The 18775-nt window shown below is 65.7% G+C and carries 20 protein-coding genes; 10 read left to right on the top strand and 10 right to left on the bottom strand.

Annotation, left to right across the window (positions count from 1 at the left end):
• Positions 1–7: 7 nt before the first annotated feature.
• The 5 genes from O3301_RS16010 to O3301_RS15990 all read right to left on the bottom strand — a co-directional run bounded on the left by O3301_RS16010 (position 8) and on the right by O3301_RS15990 (position 5121).
• Positions 8–1267: an ABC transporter substrate-binding protein gene (locus O3301_RS16010; RefSeq protein ID WP_099665201.1), complete on the bottom strand. Its 1260-nt coding sequence runs from the start codon at positions 1265–1267 to the stop codon at positions 8–10.
• A 132-nt stretch (positions 1268–1399) separates the two neighbouring features.
• Entirely contained in the window at positions 1400–2413 is a 1014-nt protein-coding gene (locus O3301_RS16005; RefSeq protein ID WP_071079063.1) for an SIS domain-containing protein, read from the bottom strand.
• Positions 2403–3515, bottom strand: coding sequence for an N-acetylglucosamine-6-phosphate deacetylase (nagA, locus tag O3301_RS16000; RefSeq protein ID WP_099665200.1), 1113 nt, complete (start codon positions 3513–3515; stop codon positions 2403–2405). The genes O3301_RS16005 and nagA overlap by 11 nt, the downstream gene beginning before the upstream one ends.
• A complete protein-coding gene (locus tag O3301_RS15995; RefSeq protein ID WP_070282815.1) occupies positions 3512–4246 on the bottom strand; it encodes a GntR family transcriptional regulator in 735 nt (244 codons plus the stop codon). Before O3301_RS15995 ends, nagA begins: the two co-directional genes overlap by 4 nt.
• Before the next feature lie 2 nt (positions 4247–4248).
• Positions 4249–5121 carry a BadF/BadG/BcrA/BcrD ATPase family protein gene (locus O3301_RS15990; protein WP_289913405.1) on the bottom strand — a complete coding sequence of 291 codons (873 nt, stop codon included), beginning with the start codon at positions 5119–5121 and terminating at the stop codon, positions 4249–4251.
• Between the two features lie 348 nt (positions 5122–5469).
• Here O3301_RS15990 and O3301_RS15985 point away from each other — a divergent pair, with 348 nt between their 5' ends.
• The 9 genes from O3301_RS15985 to O3301_RS15945 all read left to right on the top strand — a co-directional run bounded on the left by O3301_RS15985 (position 5470) and on the right by O3301_RS15945 (position 13554).
• Entirely contained in the window at positions 5470–5757 is a 288-nt protein-coding gene (locus O3301_RS15985) for a hypothetical protein (protein ID WP_029496217.1), read from the top strand.
• A gap of 230 nt (positions 5758–5987) precedes the next feature.
• Positions 5988–6512 carry a hypothetical protein gene (locus O3301_RS15980; RefSeq protein ID WP_251349906.1) on the top strand — a complete coding sequence of 175 codons (525 nt, stop codon included), beginning with the start codon at positions 5988–5990 and terminating at the stop codon, positions 6510–6512.
• Between the two features lie 51 nt (positions 6513–6563).
• Positions 6564–8198, top strand: a complete 1635-nt coding sequence (locus O3301_RS15975) for an AAA family ATPase (protein ID WP_305056850.1) — start codon at positions 6564–6566, stop codon at positions 8196–8198.
• A gap of 1 nt (position 8199) precedes the next feature.
• Positions 8200–8901, top strand: coding sequence for a general secretion pathway protein GspB (locus tag O3301_RS15970; RefSeq protein ID WP_305056849.1), 702 nt, complete (start codon positions 8200–8202; stop codon positions 8899–8901).
• 130 nt (positions 8902–9031) lie between these two features.
• Positions 9032–10465 carry an alkaline phosphatase family protein gene (locus tag O3301_RS15965; RefSeq protein WP_305056848.1) on the top strand — a complete coding sequence of 478 codons (1434 nt, stop codon included), beginning with the start codon at positions 9032–9034 and terminating at the stop codon, positions 10463–10465.
• Positions 10466–10571: 106 nt separating this feature from the next.
• On the top strand, positions 10572–11108 hold the full coding sequence (gene mobB, locus O3301_RS15960) for a molybdopterin-guanine dinucleotide biosynthesis protein B (RefSeq protein WP_077400616.1): 537 nt from the start codon (positions 10572–10574) through the stop codon (positions 11106–11108).
• A 57-nt stretch (positions 11109–11165) separates the two neighbouring features.
• Complete coding sequence (locus tag O3301_RS15955) at positions 11166–11366, top strand: YjfB family protein (RefSeq protein ID WP_034781856.1); 201 nt, start codon at positions 11166–11168, stop codon at positions 11364–11366.
• 245 nt (positions 11367–11611) lie between these two features.
• A complete protein-coding gene (locus O3301_RS15950) occupies positions 11612–11914 on the top strand; it encodes a DUF2282 domain-containing protein (protein ID WP_077400619.1) in 303 nt (100 codons plus the stop codon).
• Positions 11915–11931: 17 nt separating this feature from the next.
• Positions 11932–13554 carry a DUF692 family multinuclear iron-containing protein gene (locus tag O3301_RS15945; protein ID WP_305056847.1) on the top strand — a complete coding sequence of 541 codons (1623 nt, stop codon included), beginning with the start codon at positions 11932–11934 and terminating at the stop codon, positions 13552–13554.
• Between the two features lie 4 nt (positions 13555–13558).
• On the opposite strand, the gene O3301_RS15940 is transcribed toward O3301_RS15945, so the two are convergent.
• The 3 genes from O3301_RS15940 to fumC all read right to left on the bottom strand — a co-directional run bounded on the left by O3301_RS15940 (position 13559) and on the right by fumC (position 15681).
• Complete coding sequence (locus O3301_RS15940) at positions 13559–13843, bottom strand: hypothetical protein (protein WP_034759786.1); 285 nt, start codon at positions 13841–13843, stop codon at positions 13559–13561.
• A gap of 125 nt (positions 13844–13968) precedes the next feature.
• Positions 13969–14190 (bottom strand): RNA-binding S4 domain-containing protein, encoded by a 222-nt coding sequence (locus tag O3301_RS15935; RefSeq protein ID WP_035825476.1) that lies wholly within the window; start codon positions 14188–14190, stop codon positions 13969–13971.
• Between the two features lie 96 nt (positions 14191–14286).
• Positions 14287–15681: a class II fumarate hydratase gene (gene fumC / locus O3301_RS15930; RefSeq protein WP_289906246.1), complete on the bottom strand. Its 1395-nt coding sequence runs from the start codon at positions 15679–15681 to the stop codon at positions 14287–14289.
• A 171-nt stretch (positions 15682–15852) separates the two neighbouring features.
• Here fumC and O3301_RS15925 point away from each other — a divergent pair, with 171 nt between their 5' ends.
• Positions 15853–16992 (top strand): FimV family protein, encoded by a 1140-nt coding sequence (locus tag O3301_RS15925; RefSeq protein WP_305056846.1) that lies wholly within the window; start codon positions 15853–15855, stop codon positions 16990–16992.
• Between the two features lie 431 nt (positions 16993–17423).
• Here O3301_RS15925 and O3301_RS15920 read toward each other — a convergent pair whose 3' ends face one another.
• Positions 17424–17675: a flagellar protein FliT gene (locus O3301_RS15920; protein WP_257218715.1), complete on the bottom strand. Its 252-nt coding sequence runs from the start codon at positions 17673–17675 to the stop codon at positions 17424–17426.
• Between the two features lie 223 nt (positions 17676–17898).
• Positions 17899–18726, bottom strand: coding sequence for an HDOD domain-containing protein (locus O3301_RS15915; RefSeq protein ID WP_305056845.1), 828 nt, complete (start codon positions 18724–18726; stop codon positions 17899–17901).
• Positions 18727–18775: the final 49 nt, after the last annotated feature.

Raw genomic sequence — 18775 nt, 5'->3', positions numbered from 1 at the left:
GGTGTCCTCAGTGGCGCGGCAGGGTGGCCAGCTTGCGGTTCCAGATGGCGACGGCCTGGTCCAGCGCCTGCTTCACATCCTGCTTGCCCGTCACGCCCGCCTCGACGGCTTTCACCAGCGAGCGGCGCAGCTCGTCGTAGTCGTCGATGCCGGCCACGTACAGGGTGCGCGAGTGGCCCATCGACAGGGCGCCGGCGGCGACCGCCTTTTCGGCCGCGCCCGCGTTGGTTGGCGTGGCGAGGAAAAACGGATCGGCCGCCGCTTTCACCGTGGTGGGGAAGACGCTGGCCTGGCGCGCGAACGCCAGCTGGTTTTCGTCGTTCGTCAGGAAGCGCGCGAACTTGCCGACCGATGGCAACTGGCGCGCCGGCACGCCTTTCGGAATGGCGAAGTGCACCAGCCAGCCGCCGTCGGCGATGCCGGTGGGACCCAGCGGCGCGGGCGCCACGTCGGTGATGGCGTAGATGTCTTTCGCGTCGCCGCGGATGCGCTGCATGGCCGTCGGCGGCGCGAGCAGCATGCCCAGGCGGCCGCCCTTGTAGGCGTCGATCACGGCGGGGAAGTTATCTTCGGCGAACAGGCTTTCCTTCAGCAGGCCGCCCACCTTGTAGGTGTCGGCCAGCTTTTGCACCAGCGCCACGTGCTGCGGCGAATTGAAGACGGCGCGGTTGTCGGTAATCACGGCCAGGCCCTGCTGCATGAACAGGCCGTCGATTTTCGACAGGGCGGGGGCGATGCCGGCCTTGCCCGTGCGTTGCGCGATCTGGCGCGCGAACGCCAGCTGTTCATCGAGGCTGGCGGGGCCGCGCACGAGGCCCGCCTGCTTGAAAATGGCGGTATTGAAGGCGATCACCGCGACATTGCTGTACATGGGGAAACCGTAGGTGCCGCCCTTGAAGCGCAAGTCCGCCAGGGCGCTGGGAATGTAGCTGGCGCGCGCCTCTGCGATCAGGCCATCGACGGGCGTGAGCAAGCCGTCGCGCGCGAATTCGTCGGCCCAGGGCACGTTCAGGCTGACCAGCGCGGGCGGCGTGCCGGCCACGATGCGCGTGACCAGCTTGGTCTGGATGACGTCCCACGGGAAGTCGATCCATTCGATCTTGACGCCGGGATTCTGCGCCTCATAGCGCGCCACCACCGCATTGAAATACGGCGTGAACTTGGGCTTCATGCTGAAGGTCCAGAATTCGATTTTCTCGGCAGCCCATGCCTGCGGCGCGAGCAGGCCCGCGCAGGCAACAACCGCCAACAGTCTCTTGATCGTCATTTTTATCCTGGAGCGCGAGGCTCCAATGTCCATGAGTCCGCGGCGCGGGTACATGCCCTTGCCGTCGCTTATATTCGGGTGCTACGGACGGCAGCCGCGCCCCGTGCCGGGGGCGCAGCTGCCGCTTGCTGCTTAATTGGTTTTGGTGACCTTGCTCAGGTGACGCGGCGCATCCGGATCCATGCCGCGCGCGGCCGACAGTTTGGCCGCCATCACGTAGAAGGACTGGATGGCGACGATCGGATCGAGGTCCGGCGTGGCCGCCACGGGCAGGGTCAGGTCGCGCTCGGCCACGTCGGCGGGGGCCGCCAGCAAGACCTTGGCGCCGCGGCCGCGCATTTCGGTTGCCAGTTGCAGCAGGCCGGCCTGGGTCGGGCCGCGCGTGGCGAAAATCAGCAGCGGGTAGCCGTCTTCGATCAGGGCCATCGGGCCGTGCTTGATTTCGGCGCCGCTGAAGGCTTCCGCCTGCAGGGCCGAGGTTTCCTTGAATTTCAGCGCCGCTTCCAGCGCCACGGGGAAGCTGATGCCGCGGCCGACGACCATGATGTTGCGGGCCGGCGCCAGCACGTCGATGGCGGGCGACCAGTCGACGCGGGTCGCTTCGAGCAGCGCTTCGGGCAGCGCTTCCAGGCCCGCCTGCAGCTCGGGGTCGTTCTGCCACTGGGCCACCATGCGCGCGCCGGCAACGAGGCTGGTGATGAAGCTCTTGGTGGCGGCGACGCTTTGTTCCTTGCCCGCGCGCAGGGGCATTGCCCACTCGGCGGCGTGCGCCAAAGGCGAATCGATGTCGTTGACGAGGGCCACGGTGGTGGCGCCGCCGTCGCGGAAGTAGCGGATCGGCTCGACCACGTCAGGGCTCTGGCCCGATTGCGAGATCGAGATGGCCAGCGTGTCGCGCGTCACCAGCGGCGACTTGTTCAGGGTCACCAGCGACATCGGCAGGGACGCGACAACGCGGCCCAGGCGCGCCATGATCAGGTAGGCGACGTAGTTGCAGGCGTGGTCCGAGCTGCCGCGCGCGATGGTCAGCGCGGTCGAGAACGAGGTGCTCCTCAATTTGCGGCCCAGTTCCGCGTAGCGTTCCGTGTCGCTGGCCAGTTGCAGGGCGACGCATTCGGCGGCGGAAATGGCTTCTTTAAGCATCATTGAGGTCACAGATTTCTCCTTCTATATACACAGCTTTGAGTTTGAGATCGCGATCGAGTACCACCAGATCGGCGTAAGTACCGGGGGCCAGCCGGCCGCGTTCTTCCAGGCCCAGGTAATCGGCGGCGTTGGTCGACACGCGCTTGGACGCGTCGGCCAGGTCCAGTCCCAGTCCCACCAGGTTGCGCAGAGCCTGGTCCAGGGTCAGGGTGCTGCCCGCCAGGGTGCCGTCGGGCAGGCGCACGCCGCCCATGCATTTCTGCACGGCGTGGCGGCCCAGCATGTATTCGCCGTCCGGCATGCCGGTGGCGGCGGTGGAATCGGTGACGCAGTACAGGCGCGGGATGGCGCGCAGGGCCACCTTGATGGCGCCCGGATGCACGTGCAGCAGGTCGGGGATCAGTTCCGCGTATTCGGCGTGCGCCAGGGCGGCGCCGACCATGCCCGGCTCGCGGTGATGCAGGCCGCTCATGGCGTTGAACAAATGCGTGAAACCCATGGCGCCATGTTCCAGCGCGGCCACGCCGTCTTCGTACGAACCGAGCGTGTGGCCGATCTGCACGCGCACGCCGGCATCGGCCAGGGCGCGCACCAGGTCCAGGTGGCCGGCGATTTCCGGCGCCACCGTGATGACGCGCAGCTTGGCCAAGGTTTGCAGGCGCTCGATTTCAGCCAGGTTGGCGGCGCGCGCGTAGTTCGGCTGCGCCCCCAGCTTGCCGGAATTGATGTACGGGCCTTCCAGGTGGGCGCCCAGCACGCGCGCCGTGTTCGGGCGGCGGTGGTTGGCGGCGATGCCGATGGCCGTCAGGGCCATGTCGATGTCTTCCGGCGGCGCCGTCATGGTGGTGGCCAGCAGGCTGGTGGTGCCGTGGCGCGCATGGATGCCCGCGATGGTGTAGACGGCTTCGCCGCCTTCCATGATGTCCTTGCCGGCGCCGCCATGCACGTGCAGGTCGATAAAGCCGGGCAGGATGTAATCGTCGCTGTTGCCCGACGGGTGGAGCGAATCGCCCGTGATGCTGTCGACCCGCTCGCCGAAGGCGATGGCGCCGTGGATCCAGCCGCCGGGGGTAAGGATATTGCCTTTGATAGTGCTGCTCATCTGCGCGACTCCGCTACGAATTCATAATAATCACTGCGGCAATACGAGTGGGTCAGTTCCACCGCTGCGCCGTTGTCGAGATAACTGACACGGGTGATGTGCAGCATGGCTTCACCCGTCTTGATATTGGCCAGCTTGGCCTGTTCCGCCGTGGCGTTGACGGCGCGGATATGCTGCAGCGCGCGCATCGGGATGGTGCCGCGCGACTCCAGGTAGCCGTACAGCGAATCGGTGACCTGCTGCGGGTCCGGCATGTACAGGGCGGGGATGGTGGTCGTTTCGATCGCCATCACCACTTCGTCGGCCGTGCGCAGGCGGCGCAAACGCGCCACCGGCATGTGCGGCGACAGTCCCAGCGACAGCAGTTCCAGCGGCGCGGCCGCGCCGATGTCGCGCTGCAGCCAGCGCGAGCCGGCCGTGAAGCCCCGCTGGCGCAATTCTTCCGAAAAGCTCGTCAGGCGCGACAGCGGCTGTTCCAGCTTGGGCGTGATGTAGGTGCCCGAGCCGCGCTTGCGCGTCAGCATGCCCCGGTCGCACAGCATGTCGATGGCCTTGCGCGCCGTGACGCGCGAGATTTCCAGGATGTCCGACAGCACGCGCTCGGAAGGCAAGGCCTGGTTGGCGCGCCAGTCGCCGCTGGCGATGCCGTCCGACAGCATGTTCGCCAGCTGCATGTAGAGCGGCGTGTCGCTGGCCGGATTGGGTTTGAAGGCGGACAGTTTGGCCAGCATGGTCATTGCTCCTGCAAGTGCTTGCGTATCAGGCGCAGGCCGCCTGCGGCCGAGTCGCCCTGTGCCGGCACGACCAGTTGCAACAGTGCCGCCGGCAGATAGCTCGACAAGGGCGCCGCCAGGCCGCCGCACAGGGCCACGGGCAAGGCGCCGGCCGGGTCGAGGGCCCTGGCGATGAGGGCGATCTGCTGGCCCGCGTCCACCAGGATGGCGCGCGCCACCGCATTGGTGGCCGCGTGTTCGAGCACCAGGCGCGCCAGTTGCGCGAAATTGGTCTGGCTGGCGGCCGCCAGCCACACCTGCATGGCGTCGCGCTGGCCGCCGCAGGCATCGATGATGGCCGTGGCAAAGGCGCTGCCGGGCACGCGGCCGTCGGCCACCTGCTGCGCATGGTTGATGGCGCGCATGCCGATCCAGGCGCCGCCCGCTTCGTCGCCGGAGGGGAAGCCCCAGCCGCCCACTTCATGGCGGCTGCCGTCCGCGTGCAGCACTTCGCCCACGCTGCCCGTGCCGATGGCCACGATGGCGCCTGGCTGGCCCGCATGCGCGCCCAGCAGGGTGGTCAGGGCGTCCGATTCGAGCGCGACGGCGGCATAGCCGGGATTGTGTTCGATGAAGCTGGCGGCCCACTGCTTGTTGTGCACGCCGGCCAGGCCCAGGCCGATGGCCATGCGCTGCAGCGGCGGCTGTTCCAGTGCGGCGGCGCGGAAGGCCAGGGTGACGGCATGCGCGACGGACGTCCAGGCCCGTTCGATGCCCAGTCCCAGGCCGGATGGGCCGCTTTGTCCCTGCGCCAGTTCCTGGCCGTCGAGGCGCGCCAGGCGTACGCGGGTTCCGCTGCCCCCGCCGTCGACGCCGATTATGTATTCGATCATGTTGTGCAGTCCCGCGTTTGGTTGATTGCGCCTGTCTCGGTTCTTTTATTTGTCGGGCGGCGAAAAAGCTGAAGGCACTATATTGTCGCCCCGATGGCTTGTCAACAGGTATTTAAGTGGTATTAACAAATGCGTTGCGCGCTGTCGCGGCATGCCCGAGGGCATGATTGCAAGTGATTGTTAATAAAGGGATTTTTATACTTGCCGAATGGTATTGAAATTGGCCTTGTTTAATGCCAATTTTTTCAGACTGGTCTGCGCCGCGCGCGGTAGTGTTGCTTCCGCGCATGCTTGGCAAGGGACGCCATGAAGAGTAAAGTCCGCCTTTTACACCTGAGTTGGAAGAGCATGATGAACGACAAGGCAGCAAAGAGCGATTACTGGGACGACTGGCAGCAAGAGGCGCTGGCCGCTGGCGTGTCGGCGCCGCTGGCTGCGCTGGGCATGGAAATGATGCGCACGCACCGCAAGAACCGCTGGCCGAAGGATTTCCTGGGCCGCGAAAGCGATGGCCCGGTCATGATCGAAATGTGCCTGGAAGACGAAGCGGAAACGGAATTGTTCTTCATCGAGAACCTGTACCCCTACGATGCGGCGCTGATCGAAAAGACGCGCCGCCGCCTGTGCCTGCACTGATGGTGCGCTGACGCGCGACTGGAACGGCCGCCTTGTGCGGCCGTTTTGCTTTTCGGGTGGCATTTTCATGGGGGAGTGTCATAATGGCCCAGGCATTTCCGCCCAGGTATGGAGTAGATAATGAGCAAGGCACAGGACAGCAAGAAGGAAGCCAAGAAGGAACCGGCCAAGACCATGAAGGAAAAGAAGGAAGCCAAGAAGGTCAAGAAAGAAGAGCGCAAGCGCTGATCATGCGCCTGCGTCGCTTACTGTCGCGCCCGTGGCGTGCGCCGGCCCTGCTGGCGGCGTTCGCCCTGCTGGCCGTGGGCGCGCCCGTGTCCGGCGTGCTGGCGCAGCAAAAGCCGCCGCCATCCACGTTCGGGCAAGTGGTGGGCAACGCCGTGCTGTGCATCGACCAGATCGACAACAAGGCCTTCTATGCGTATTTGCTGACGGCCTTCGGCCCCGCCTACAAGCATGAAGGGGGCGCTTACTGGTTCCGCACGGACGCCACCTTGTGGGGCGCGCCGATTACCGACGTGATCGTCAGCGACGACACCAGTCCCCTCGTCTTCATGGGCGTGGTGGCGGACGCGACGCCGGAAAAGCTGGAACCGGCCATCCGCGGCGTCTCGGGCCTGCGCTTCAATAAGCTCGACAATTCCGCCTTTCCCGTCCGTGGTTCCGTGCCTGGCAGTAAAATCGTCTACTTCCGCAGCAAGGCGAAAGTGTATTGCGCCAAATACAAGCCGTTGCCGCCCGCCCGCACCCGATGAGGGGTTCGGCTTGCCGCCGCGCATTTTGATCGTTTCATCCGCAGGGTCTCCATGTACACGCATTATTTCCAGCTCAAGCAATCGCCGTTTTCGATCGCCCCCGATCCGCGCTACCTGTTCATGAGCGAACGCCACCGCGAAGCGCTGGCGCACCTGCTGTATGGCGTGGGCAGCGGCGGCGGCTTCGTGCTGCTGACGGGAGAAATCGGCGCCGGCAAGACCACCGTGTGCCGCTGCTTCATGGAACAGATTCCGGAAAATTGCCAGCTCGCCTACATCTTCAATCCGAAACTGTCCGTCGAGGAGTTGCTGCTGTCGATCTGCGAGGAATTCCGCATCGCCCTGGCGCCCGGCGTGGCCAGCGTGAAAGGCTATGTCGACGCCATCAATGCGCATTTGCTGGCCAGCCATGCGCAGGGCAAGAATAATGTGCTGATCATTGACGAAGCGCAAAACCTGTCCGCCGCCGTGCTGGAGCAGCTGCGCTTGCTGACCAACCTGGAGACGAGCGAGCGCAAGTTGCTGCAGATCATACTGATCGGCCAGCCGGAATTGCGCGCCATGCTGGCCCGTCCTGAACTCGAGCAACTGGCGCAGCGCGTGATCGCCCGCTATCACCTGGGTTCGCTGACGGCGGACGAGACGGCCAGCTATATCCGCCACCGCCTGGCCGTGGCGGGCAGCACGGCGCAGACGCCGTTCGCGCCGCGTTTGATGGCGCAGATCCATGCCTTGAGCAAGGGAGTGCCGCGCCGCATCAACCTGCTGTGCGACCGCGCGCTGCTGGGCGCCTACGTGGAAAACCAGCCGCAGGTGACGCGCCAGATCCTGCGCCGTGCCGCCGAGGAAGTGTTTGCGGAAGAGGGGAAGTCGGCTGCCGGACGGGGCCTGCGCTGGCCGCACGTGGCCGGTGGCGTGCTGGCCGGCGCCGTGGTCACGGCCGCGCTGGCCTGGCATTTCATGCCGCGCCCGTCCGTCGTGCCCCCTGCACCTGCCGTGGCCGCCTCTGTGCCGGCCGCCTCCGCCGTGGCGGCTGCCGCCGCATCCGCCCCCGCACCGGCCAGCGTGCCGGACCGCAACGCCGTGCTGCGCCAGCTGGCCAGCCTGTGGGGCGAGCAGTTGCCGGCCGGTGACGCTTGCCAGGCGGGCGCCCGCGCCGGCCTGCGCTGCCTGCATAGCCGGGGCGGCATCGCCGAGCTGCGCGTGCTGGACCGTCCCGCCCTGCTGGCCTTGCGCGACGGGGAGGGGGCGGAGCAGCTGGCGCTGCTGACGCGCGTGCAGGACGAGAACGCCACCGTGCTGCTCGATGGCAAGCCACAAAGCGTGCCGCTGGCCCAGCTGGCGCAGCGCAGCGATGGCAGTTTCACCACCTTCTGGCGCGCTCCGCGCAGCTGGCGCGACGAAGTGCCGCTGGGCGCCCGCGGCGCCGACGTGGACTGGCTGGCGCAGCGCCTGGCACAGCAGCAGGGTTTGCCTGCGCCGGCCGCCAATCTGCCGCTCGATGCCGAGATGCAAGGTCTGCTGCGCACTTTCCAGCAGCGCCAGAACTTGCGGGCCGATGGCCTGGCGGGCCCGAAAACATTCATACGCCTGATGCAGCTGGGTGACAATTCGGAGCCGCGCCTGAGCAGCGCGGCTCCTGCCGTCGCAGCGCCCGCTGCGACGGCGATGGTGGCGGGGAAATAAGATGTCCTACATACTTGAAGCACTGAAAAAATCGCAGGCCGAGCGCCAATTGGGCGAGTTGCCGTCGATCCACGCACCGCAAGTGCAGCTGCACGATGCCGCCGCATCCGGCGCCGCGCGGCGCGCGCCCGTCTGGCTGGCGCTGGGCGGCATGACGGTGGCCGTGGCAGCCGCGCTGCTGCTGTGGCAGCCGTGGCAGGCGGGCGCGGCAGCGCCTGCGGCCGTCGCCCCTGCCTTGCTGGCCCAGGCCGTGCCCGCGCCGCTGCCGGCAGCGCCGCCGCCTGCTGTCCCCGCGCCCGCGCCTGTGGCTGTGCCCGTACCCGTACCCGTGCCGCCAGCGGCCACCGCCGCGCCCGTGCACCATGCGAGGCCCGTGCCGGAACCGAAGCAGGAGACGCCAGGCCAGGCCGCTCCGCCTGTCCCCGCTCCGGCTCCCGCTCCGGCCATGCCCGCACCCGCGCCGTCGGCCGAAGAGACCGTGCCCGGCATGCGCGACTTGCCCGAGCCGATACAGCGGCAAATCCCCGCCATCGCCATCGGCGGCTATATCTATTCGAAGAATCCGGCCGACCGCCTGTTGCTGATCGACAAGGTTTTGCGCCACGAGGGCGAGGAGCTGGCGCCCGGCCTGGTGCTGGAAAAGTTGCAGCCGAAGGCGGCCATCTTCAGTTTCAAGGGCTACCGCTACCGCGTGCCATATTGAGTTGTTGTGCATCAAGGCCGGGCCGCCATAGCTGAACCATACTGGCCAGGCCTGGTCGAACCAGGGTCGCTGCGACCGTGAGCGCGGCCGGGGAGGTCCGATGATTGCTGCCGCAACTGCTGGCGAGGGTATGCTTGATGCACAGGGCCTGGGAAACCTGGCGCGCATCGACCATATCGTCGTGCTGATGATGGAAAACCGCTCGTTCGACCACATGCTTGGCTACCTGAGCCTGGAAGGCGGGCGCACCGATATCGATGGCTTGCAGGCAAGCCATGCCAACGTGCATGCGGGCGTGCGCTACCCCGTGCACCATTTGTTGCGCACGGCCTTTGGCCCGCAGCAAGACCCGTCGCATACGGGTATGTCGGTGGCGCAGCAATTGCAAAACAATAACGGTGGCTTTGTCGACGATTATGCGCAAACGCATCCGGGCGACCCCGACATCGACCTGGTCATGGGCTACTACAATGGGGCCGACTTGCCCATGTACGATTTCCTGGCGCAGCAATTCTGCGTCTGCGACCGCTGCTACAGTTCCGTGCCGGGCGCCACCTGGCCCAACCGCCTGTATGCGGTCAGCGGCAAGGCGGCCGGCAGCAAGGACAGCAAGCGCGTGCCCCTGTATGCGAACAAATCCTTCGTGCGCCACCTCGAGCGGGCCCAGGTCAGCTGGAAGTTCTATTCCGCCTGGAAGCCCTGGAGCCTGGCGTTGACGGACGACCATTACCGCTCGTCCGACATGTACGAACCGTTCGGCTCCAGCGCCCGCCGCTATGGCTTCATCGGCGATGCGCTGGCGGGCGCCTTGCCCTCGGTCAGCTGGATCGATCCCCATTTCTTCGACAATGACGACCACCCGCCGGCCGATATCCGCGCCGGCCAGGCGCTGGTGGCGCAGGTCTACCAGGCCCTGTCGCGCGGTCCCGCCTGGGCGCGCACCCTGCTCATCCTCAGTTATGACGAACACGGCGGCTTTTTCGACCATGTGCCGCCGCCCGTCGCCGTGGACGACGACCCCGCGTTTCGCCGCTACGGCGTGCGCGTGCCCATGCTGCTCGTGTCGCCGCTGATCGCGCCTGGCAGCGTCAGCCACGAGGTATACGATCACGCGTCGATCATCAAAACCATCCTGCAGCGCTTTTGCCGCGCCGCCGACGGCGCCTTGCCCCAGATGGGCGCGCGCGTGGCGGCCGCCAGCGGCCTGGGCGCCGTGCTGACCCTGGCGCAGCCGCGCGCGGCGCCTGCCGTGCCCGCAGCCGTGCAGGCGCAGCGGGCCGCATGGGAAGCGGATGTGCGGGCGCAGGATTTCGCCCCGCCGGCGCCTGCCTCCCCGCCGGATGGAGCGCAGGCCGCCGCTGCCGCCGTCCCCTTCCAGTCCGATGCGGAAGCGGGCGCGATCGCCGCCCACCGGCAATTGGCGCGCAGGGCGAGGAATGCGCAGGCGGTGGATGGTAAAACGGCGGGAACGGCAGCGCCGAAGCCGGTGGGCAGGCGCCGGCGGCAGGGCGGCAAGCCGGGGCCCGCCAGTGCCAGGAATGGGGGGAAATCCGGCGGCGCTTGATTTGCGCGACGAGTTGCGCGATGAGTCGGGCGATGCGCGGCGCCTGCGCCAGGCGGCAGCGCCGGTGGGCTGCGTATAATCATTCCTTCTCAATCAAGGAGTGACCATGCACGATGCGATGCCCGCACACCCGGTACTCGGTGTGATCGGTCGTTCCGGTAGCGGCAAGACGACCCTGCTGGAATTTGTGGTGAAGGAAATGGCGGCGCGCGGCTTGCGCGTCAACCTGGTCAAGCACAGCCACCATGACCTGGCGCTGGAACCGCCGCAAAAGGACAGCGCCCGCCTGCGCCTGGCCGGCGCGGCGGAAGTGCTGGTGGCGTCGCCGTACCGTTTTGCTATCGTGCATGAACTGCGCGGCGCGCCGGAACCCAGCCTGGCGCAGCAATTGGCCCGCATGGGGCCGGCAGACCTGACCCTGGTCGAAGGCTTCAAGACGGACCCGATTCCGAAGCTGGAAGTATTCCGTCCGGAAGTGGGGCAGGCACCCCTGTATCCGCATGACCCGCATGTGATCGCCGTCGCGTCGGACAGCCCGGCGCCGGCCGATTTGCGCGAGGGCGTGCAATGGCTGGACTTGAATGCGCGCGAACACGTGCTGGCCTGGCTGCTGCTGCAGTTGGAAAATAAGCTGGAAAAATAAGCTAAAGGTTTGCCGGCGGCATCCGTTAACAAGGGTAGAACCTCATTGGAGAAACGTATGGACGTCGGAAGCATTGCTCAACTGTCAACCACGATGGCGGAGACAGGCACGCGGCAAGCCGTCGGCTTGACTGTCCTGAAAAAAGCCCAGGATATCCAAAGCTCGACCGCCACGGCCTTGCTGGCAGCGTTGCCACCGGTACAGTCGGCGCCAAGTCTGCCGGCTCACCTCGGCAACCGCATCAACACGACCGCCTGAGCGCAGTCCCGCGGCGCCCGTCTGGCGCTCGCATTACTTACGCCCACACCACCGTCATCGACGGTGGCGCGTGGGCGTTTTTGTCTGTCTTCCTTCCGCTTTTCTCCTTACCTCTGTCAAGTTGATTAATTGACCATGGTTCGCCATGGCACGGCCGATTCAGTAGAATGGCGTCCATCACCTCGCGTTGCCCATCGCGCAGCCCGGGGCGTGCCATTACTTTGACCCATGCAAGAGGATTCCCCATGAACAAACGTCAAGCTCTTATCGCCGCCGCCCTCGCGGGCATCTGTGCCGGCACCACCCTCAACGCGGCCGCGCACGATGGTCCCGCCCCCGGCGACAAGGAAAAGTGTTATGGCGTGGCCAAGGCAGGGCAGAACGATTGCGCCTCGTCCGACGGCGCGCATTCCTGCGCGGGCCAGGCGGAAGCGGACAATCTGCCGACGGAATGGACGTATGTTGCCAAGGGCACGTGCGAACAGGCGGGCGGTTCCGTCAAGCCCATCAAGGCCGGCAAGGCGGCAAAACCAGCCACGCAGCCGTAAGCATCCGCCGCCTGCCCATGCCGCCGTCAGTTCAAGCGCTTGCCGGCGTCGGCTTGCGCGCCGCGCACTACCGCGACTTTCTGGCGCGCCGCCCCAGGGTGGGCTGGCTGGAAGTACACACCGAAAATTATCTGCAGCCGTCGGGCTGGGATAGCCATGTATTGGACACCCTGCGCCAGGATTACCCCGTCAGCCTGCATGGCGTGGGCCTGGGCCTGGGATCCGTGCGCGGTTTTTCCGAGAGTCACCTGCAGCGCGTGCGCGCCGTGGTCGAGCGCATCGAGCCGGTCCTCGTGTCGGAACACCTGAGCTGGGGCGCCGTGGCGCAGCAGCAACTCAATGATCTGTTGCCGCTGGCCTTGAATGGCGCCGCCCTCGATTTGCTGTGCGCCAGGGTGGGGAGGGTGCAGGATGTGTTGAAAAGGCCGATCTTGCTGGAGAATGTCTCCACTTACCTGCGTTTTTCCGACGATGCCATGAGCGAGGCGCAATTCCTGGCGGAGCTGGCGCGGCGCAGCGGTTGCGGGCTGCTGCTCGATATCAATAATCTGTATGTGAATCAGTGCAACCACGGCGAAGACGCTATGACGGCCATGCAGTCCATCGCGCCGGGCAGCGTGGGCGAGCTGCACCTGGGCGGCCATCTGGTAACGCCGCATGCCGTGATCGACCACCACGGCGCCGCCGTGGCCGATCCCGTCTGGGACTTGTATGCGGCCGCCTTGCAGCGCTTTGGCGCCGTGCCCACGCTGGTCGAATGGGATACGGACTTGCCCGCCCTCGATGTCTTGCTGGGCGAGGCGGACAAGGCGCAAGCCATGCTGGCGCGGCATGCGCCGCCAACGCCACGGCATGGAGCAGCGCTGCCGTCCCCGCCGGCGCCCGCGTCGCTTGATGCGCTGGCGGCCGGCCAGCAAGCGTTTGCCACGGCCTTGCTGGATGCGGAGGCAACATTGCCACCGTTCGCGGGCGAGGAGGTGCCGCAGCGTTTTGCACTGTACCGTGGCAATATGAGCGCCACCTGGCGCCGCACCCTGGCGCACGCCTATCCCGTCGTGCTGGCGCTGGTGGGCGAGGAATTCCTGGGCGGCCTGGCGCGCGCGTATGGGCGGCAGATGCCATCCGATAGCGCCGATTTGAACCAGTTTGGCGCCCGTTTCGCCGATTTTCTGGCCACTTTCCCGCATGTCGCCGGCTTGCCCTATCTGCCGGACATGGCGCGCCTGGAATGGGCCGTGCACCTGGCCCATTACGCGGACGATGCGCAGGGCCTGGCGCCCGAGTCGCTGGCCGCCTTGCATCCCGATCAGCTGGAAGCGCGGCGCTTCAGCTTGCATCCCGCCTGCGCCTTGCTGGAATCGGATTGGCAAGTGGCGGCCCTGTGGCAGGCGCATCAGGAGGGAGAAGGGCAGGGGATGTTTCCGCAGGATATGCAGGTGGCGAGCTGCGCGCTCGTATGCCGGCCGGGCTGGAAGGCGCAGGTGCTGCTACTGGATGCGGCTGCGCATGCCGCCTTGCTGGCGTTAAGGCAGGGGCAGACGTTTGGCGCCGCGCTCGATGCGGCGTTCGAGCTGGACCCCGCATTCGACCTGGCCGCGCACTTGCGCCAGTGGCTGGCGCATGCGGTGTTGACAACCTGACTGTTTATTCGAAGGCCCGCAGCAGACGCGCTTCGCCCGTCTGATCGCGGTACAGGGCATTTGCGGCCAGAGTGGCGTCCATCATGCGCGTGACTTGCTCTTCTTCAAAGCGGGCGAGCTCGGCCGTGGCCGCGACGAGGGCCAGTTCCAGCCTGGCGCGCGCGCTCTGGTACAGGCTGCTGGTGTATTTGTCTGTGTTACGCAGCAATTCTTCCGCGTTTTCTATTACCTGGCGCAAGTCGCCGATCAGGCGTTCCTGGCTGCGCGTACCTTGTTCGGGATGGTCCATGGCGCTTCCCTTCTGCAATCGATATTTATCTGACAATAACGACGTGTTTGCAGCTTGATCCAGGCAGCCGGCTGGCAGCGGCGCTGGCTGGACGCATGGGGCTGCTTTCGCGCCCCATGCCGGGGTCAGACGGGAGCGACGACCGTGATACGGATATCGCCCACGCTGACGACCTGGCCGGCGCGGATCTTGGCGGTCTTGCGCAATTCCTTCTTGCCATCGACCTTCACCACGCCGCTATCGACCATGACCTTGCCTGCGCCACCGCTGTCGCACAGGCCGACCAGCTTCAATAGCTGGTTCAGCTCGACGAACTCGGATGTTAAATCAAAGCTTACTTTTTGCATTGTATCCCTTATTGCAACGATGTGTTTTAAACACTTAATGACGGTGTCAACTAAGGTCATAGTTTACATGAAGCCAGGAGGAATGCAGGCTGAGCCTTAACTTTTGTTGGGCCGCGTCATGTCCAGGGGCACGATCCACGCACCGAATTGCTCTTCCGTCACAAAGCCCAGGGCCAGCGCCGCTTCCTTCAAGGTCGTGCCTTCATGCTGGGCCTGCTTGGCGATTTGCGCCGCCTTGTCGTAGCCGATGTGCGGCGCCAGCGCCGTGACCAGCATCAGGGAGCGCTCCATCAGTTCGGCGATGCGCTCACGGTTCGGCGCGATGCCGTGCGCGCAATGCTCGTCGAAGCTGCGCATGCCGTCGCCCAGCAGGCGCGCGCTTTGCAGGAAGTTGTGCGCAATCAAGGGCTTGAAGACGTTCAGCTCGAAATTGCCCGAGGCGCCGCCCACCGTGATGGCGACATCGTTGCCGAATACCTGGCAGCACAGCATGGTCAGCGCTTCGCACTGGGTGGGGTTGACCTTGCCCGGCATGATGGAGCTGCCCGGCTCGTTTTCGGGGATGGTGATTTCACCGAGGCCGGAGCGGGGGCCGGACGCCATCCAGCGCACGTCGTTGGCGATTTTCATCAGGGCCGTGGCCAGGGTTTTCAGCGCGCCATGGGCGGCCACCAAGGCGTCGTGGGCGGCCAGCGCGGCAAACTTGTTGCTGGCCGTCTCGAACGGCTGGCCCGTCAGGCGCGCCAGTTCCGTCGCGATGCGGCCGGCAAATTCCACGTGGGCATTCAATCCCGTGCCGACGGCCGTGCCGCCGGCGGCCAGCTGCAGCAGCGGCGGCAACGATGCCGTGATGATGTGCTCGGCAAAGTCCAGCTGCGCCACGTAGCCGGAAAATTCCTGGCCCAGGGTCAGCGGCGTCGCATCCTGCAAGTGGGTGCGGCCGATCTTGACGATGTCGGCAAATTCCGTGGCCTTCGCGTCCAGCGTGGCGCGCAGCTGGCGCAGCGGCGGCAAGACCGTGTTGGCGACGGCCAGGGCTGCGGCCACGTGGATGGCGGTGGGGAAGATGTCGTTCGAGGACTGGCCCAGGTTGACGTCGTCGTTCGGGTGCAGCAGGCGCCCCTCGCCCCGCAAGCCGCCGATCAGCTCGGAGCCGCGGTTGGCCAGCACTTCATTCATGTTCATATTGCTTTGCGTGCCAGAACCCGTCTGCCAGACGGCCAGCGGGAATTCCGCGGCATGCTTGCCGGCCAGTACTTCGTCGGCCGCTTGCGTGATGGCGATGGCTTTCTTGCCATCCAATAGACCCAGGTCCAGGTTGACGTGGGCGGCCGCGCGCTTGACGGTGGCCAGGGCGGCGATCAGTTCGGGCGGCATCTTTTCCGTGGAGATATGGAAGTGCTCGAGCGAGCGCTGCGTTTGCGCTCCCCATAGCCGGTCGGCGGGTACGTCGATCGGGCCGAAACTGTCGCGTTCGATTCTGCTACTCATGGCATCCCTTTCATCGATGGAGGTGGATCGAGTGTACTCCAGGCGTCAAAAAAGCACAGGATGATGCTGTATTGCATCATTTTTGCCCTGACCCATCTATATTTTTGCGATTTCCTGCCGTTAAAGACAGGCGAGTTCCCCTTCCTATCCTGTTATCAAAGCGATCAGTCCATGCAGAGCAGCATCTTTCCCCGTTGGTCCCTGATCGCGTGCGCCGCCGCCAGCCTGGCCTTGCCGCCTGTCATGGCGGCCGAGCTGGGTGACATGGCCGTGCTGTCGCACGTGGGCCAGCCCTTGCTGGCCGAGATCGAACTGACAGCCCTGGCGCCCGAGGAAGCCGGCGGCGTGGCCGTGCGCCTGGCTTCGTCCGATGTGTACCGCGGCGGCGGCATCGGCATGGATCCGGCCCTGCAAACCTTGACCATCAGCCCGCTGGAGCGCGGTGGACGCCACTATGTGCGTGTGACAACGCGGCAAGCGATCCAGGCAGGCCATGTGCACCTGTATTTATTGCTGGGCAGTGGCAATGGCGCCGTCGTGCGCCTGGGCACCTTGTGGCTGACGCCGGCCCCGCCCGCCGCCGCCGTCGCCCCTGTCAGCGCGCCAGCCAGGCCAGCCGTTCCGGCGCCCGCGCCCGCGCCCGTGCCGCAACCGTTGCCATTGCCGCGCGCCGTCTCCGCCGCGCCGTCGCCCGATGCCGCCGCCCTGGCGGCCCGCGCGCGCGCCGAGGGCTTGGTGCGCCCGGCGCGCGTGTTCGTGCCGCCGCCCGCCGCGCCCGCGCCGCCCGCTGCCGCACTGCGTCCGGCGCCGTTGCGCCGCGCCACGGCGCCCGTCGCCGCTTGCGCGCCGCAAGCCAATATGGAGCAGGCGCAAGCATGCGTGGCGCTGGACGAGAAAAACGCGGCTTTGAATGACAAGCTCGGCGAATTGGAAGGCAAGATCGGCGCCTTGCAACAGGCGCTGGCTCAGCCTGCCACCGCTGTCGTTGCGCCGGCTGCTGCGCCGGCCGAGGCGCAGGCGCCGCATGCCAAGCCCAAGCCCCTGCACGCGGCGCCCGCAGCCGAGAAGAAGGCGGGCGGCAACGGCTTGCTGTGGCTGGGTATCGGCACCCTGGCCTTCCTGTTGCTGACGGCCCTCATCGTGTATGTCGTGCGCAAGCGCAAGCAGGCGACGGGGCCGGGTGCGCCGTCGAAATACTGGGTCTTGCTGCGCAAGCCATTCGGCCGCAAGAAGAAGGACGTGCCCGTGCTGACGGAAGCGGTGGAAGAGGACGCGGCGGACGAGCCGGAACCGGAGCCGTTCTCGCGTTGATGATGTTGCAAGGGCTGCGACAAGGCGGCGCCGGAATTTGATATAAAAAAAGATATTGAAAAAAGACAGAAAAATGCTTGTGTCGCGTGTTGCCTGTTTCTTAAATATGGTGATATGATTAATTCAGTGGACTTGCTCTACGACAAAACAGCCCCAGCCTGGCGCAGTCACCAACGATAGTGTGGCGCGGCAAACAGGTGTAGCGTTGCATAAACGCCTGGGTCTGGAAGCGGTTCGCGATGCCGACGATGTGCTCGCGAACGCCGGATGCAACCGGCAGCGAGGCGACGCCAGGAGATACCTGGGGCTCGCCTTCCAAATTCCCCCTCCTTGTTTCCCGAGCGCCGCAGATGGCGCGCTCCCCGGCAAGGCGGCAGACGTAAAAAAAGCACCCGCGGGTGCTTTTGTCGTTTCTGGCGCTGCAATATGACTTACATGCGGGCGCGCGAACCTTGCATGGCGTTCGGCAGTTGCGTCATCCACGGTTCCGTGATGGTGCGGATTTCGCGGTCGTTGGCCAGGATTTGCTTGAGCAAGTCGATCTTGCGCAGGCGCGAGGCGCCGGCCTGGGCGGGCACCTTGCCCGTCATGACCGTGCTGGCGGCGCTGGCGCACTGGTTTTCCAGGGCATCCAAGTCATTCCAGTCGCTCGAACGTGCGGCCACGACCATTTTATTGGTCATTCCTGCAATATTTTCATACATCGAAAGAACGTCGTTGGAGGTCATGAGCACACCCGTAACTAGTGAATGGATTACCGCTTGTCTAGATTAACGGCGTGCTTGACGGGAACTTGAGGGTGTTTTTGAAAAAAAAGTGAAAATAATTTGGATAATTTTGGCGATCCGCAGGAATCGCCCGTAAACCCGCATGGATGCAGGGTCGGCGATGCCGGCGGTGGGGGATTTATTTGACGAGTTCTTCCAATCCCGCGCTCAGTTCGGCTGGCGGCGGCATCTTGTCGACCAGTACCGAGGGCGGCAAACCGAGTGCTTCGGCCACGTTGCCGGGGTAGCAGGCGATGATTTCTTCATTGCTCAGGGCGTTTTCATCGATGCGGGCGCGCCAGGCGGCCAGGTGGATGATGGCGGCCAGGCGGTTCAGCGGCGCCTTGGCCAGCGGGTCGGGAAAGGCGGCGATGGCGTCGGCAAAGGCGCTGGGGAACTTCCAGCGGCGCGCCAATTCGGCGCCCACCTGCGCATAGTCATAGCCCAGCGAGACCCGCTCCGCGTCAAGCCGGCGCGCATCGAGCGGTGGCGCGATCTTGTCGAGCTGCATGGCTTGCTCGGGCATGGCGGCATGGATCACCAGTTGTCCGATCGCATGCATCATGCCGATGGTGAACGCCAGGTCCTGGTTGTCGCCCGTCTGCCTGGCGATCCAGCGGGCCGACACGGCGCTGTGCAGGCTGTAGCGCCAGAATTGCGGCAGGTTCAGGCCGGGCACGGCCTTGAAGCCGCTGACCAGGCCCGAGCTGATGACGAGGGTGCGCACGGTAACAAAGCCGAGCATGAGCACGGCGTCTTCCACCGTGCCGATGCTGCGCGAGACGTGGTAATAGGCTGAATTGGCCAGCCGCAGCAGCTTGGCGCTCAAGGCCGGGTCCGCTCCCAGCTGGCGCGCGATGTCTTCGGTGGCGATGGCGGGGTTGTCGAAACTGCGCACCAGTTCATCGACGATCTTCGGGGCGGCAGGCAGGGCGTGGGGTTGCTGGAACAGCGCTTCCAGTTGCATGGCAATCTCCTTGGCGTACGCGCGGCACGGGGTCGTAAAACTATAGGCC

The organism is Janthinobacterium sp. SUN211 (assembly GCF_030587315.1).
Lineage (GTDB): Bacteria > Pseudomonadota > Gammaproteobacteria > Burkholderiales > Burkholderiaceae_D > Janthinobacterium > Janthinobacterium kumbetense.
Note: the sequence above shows the minus strand (reverse complement) of the source record. Positions and strands in the feature narration are given on the sequence as shown.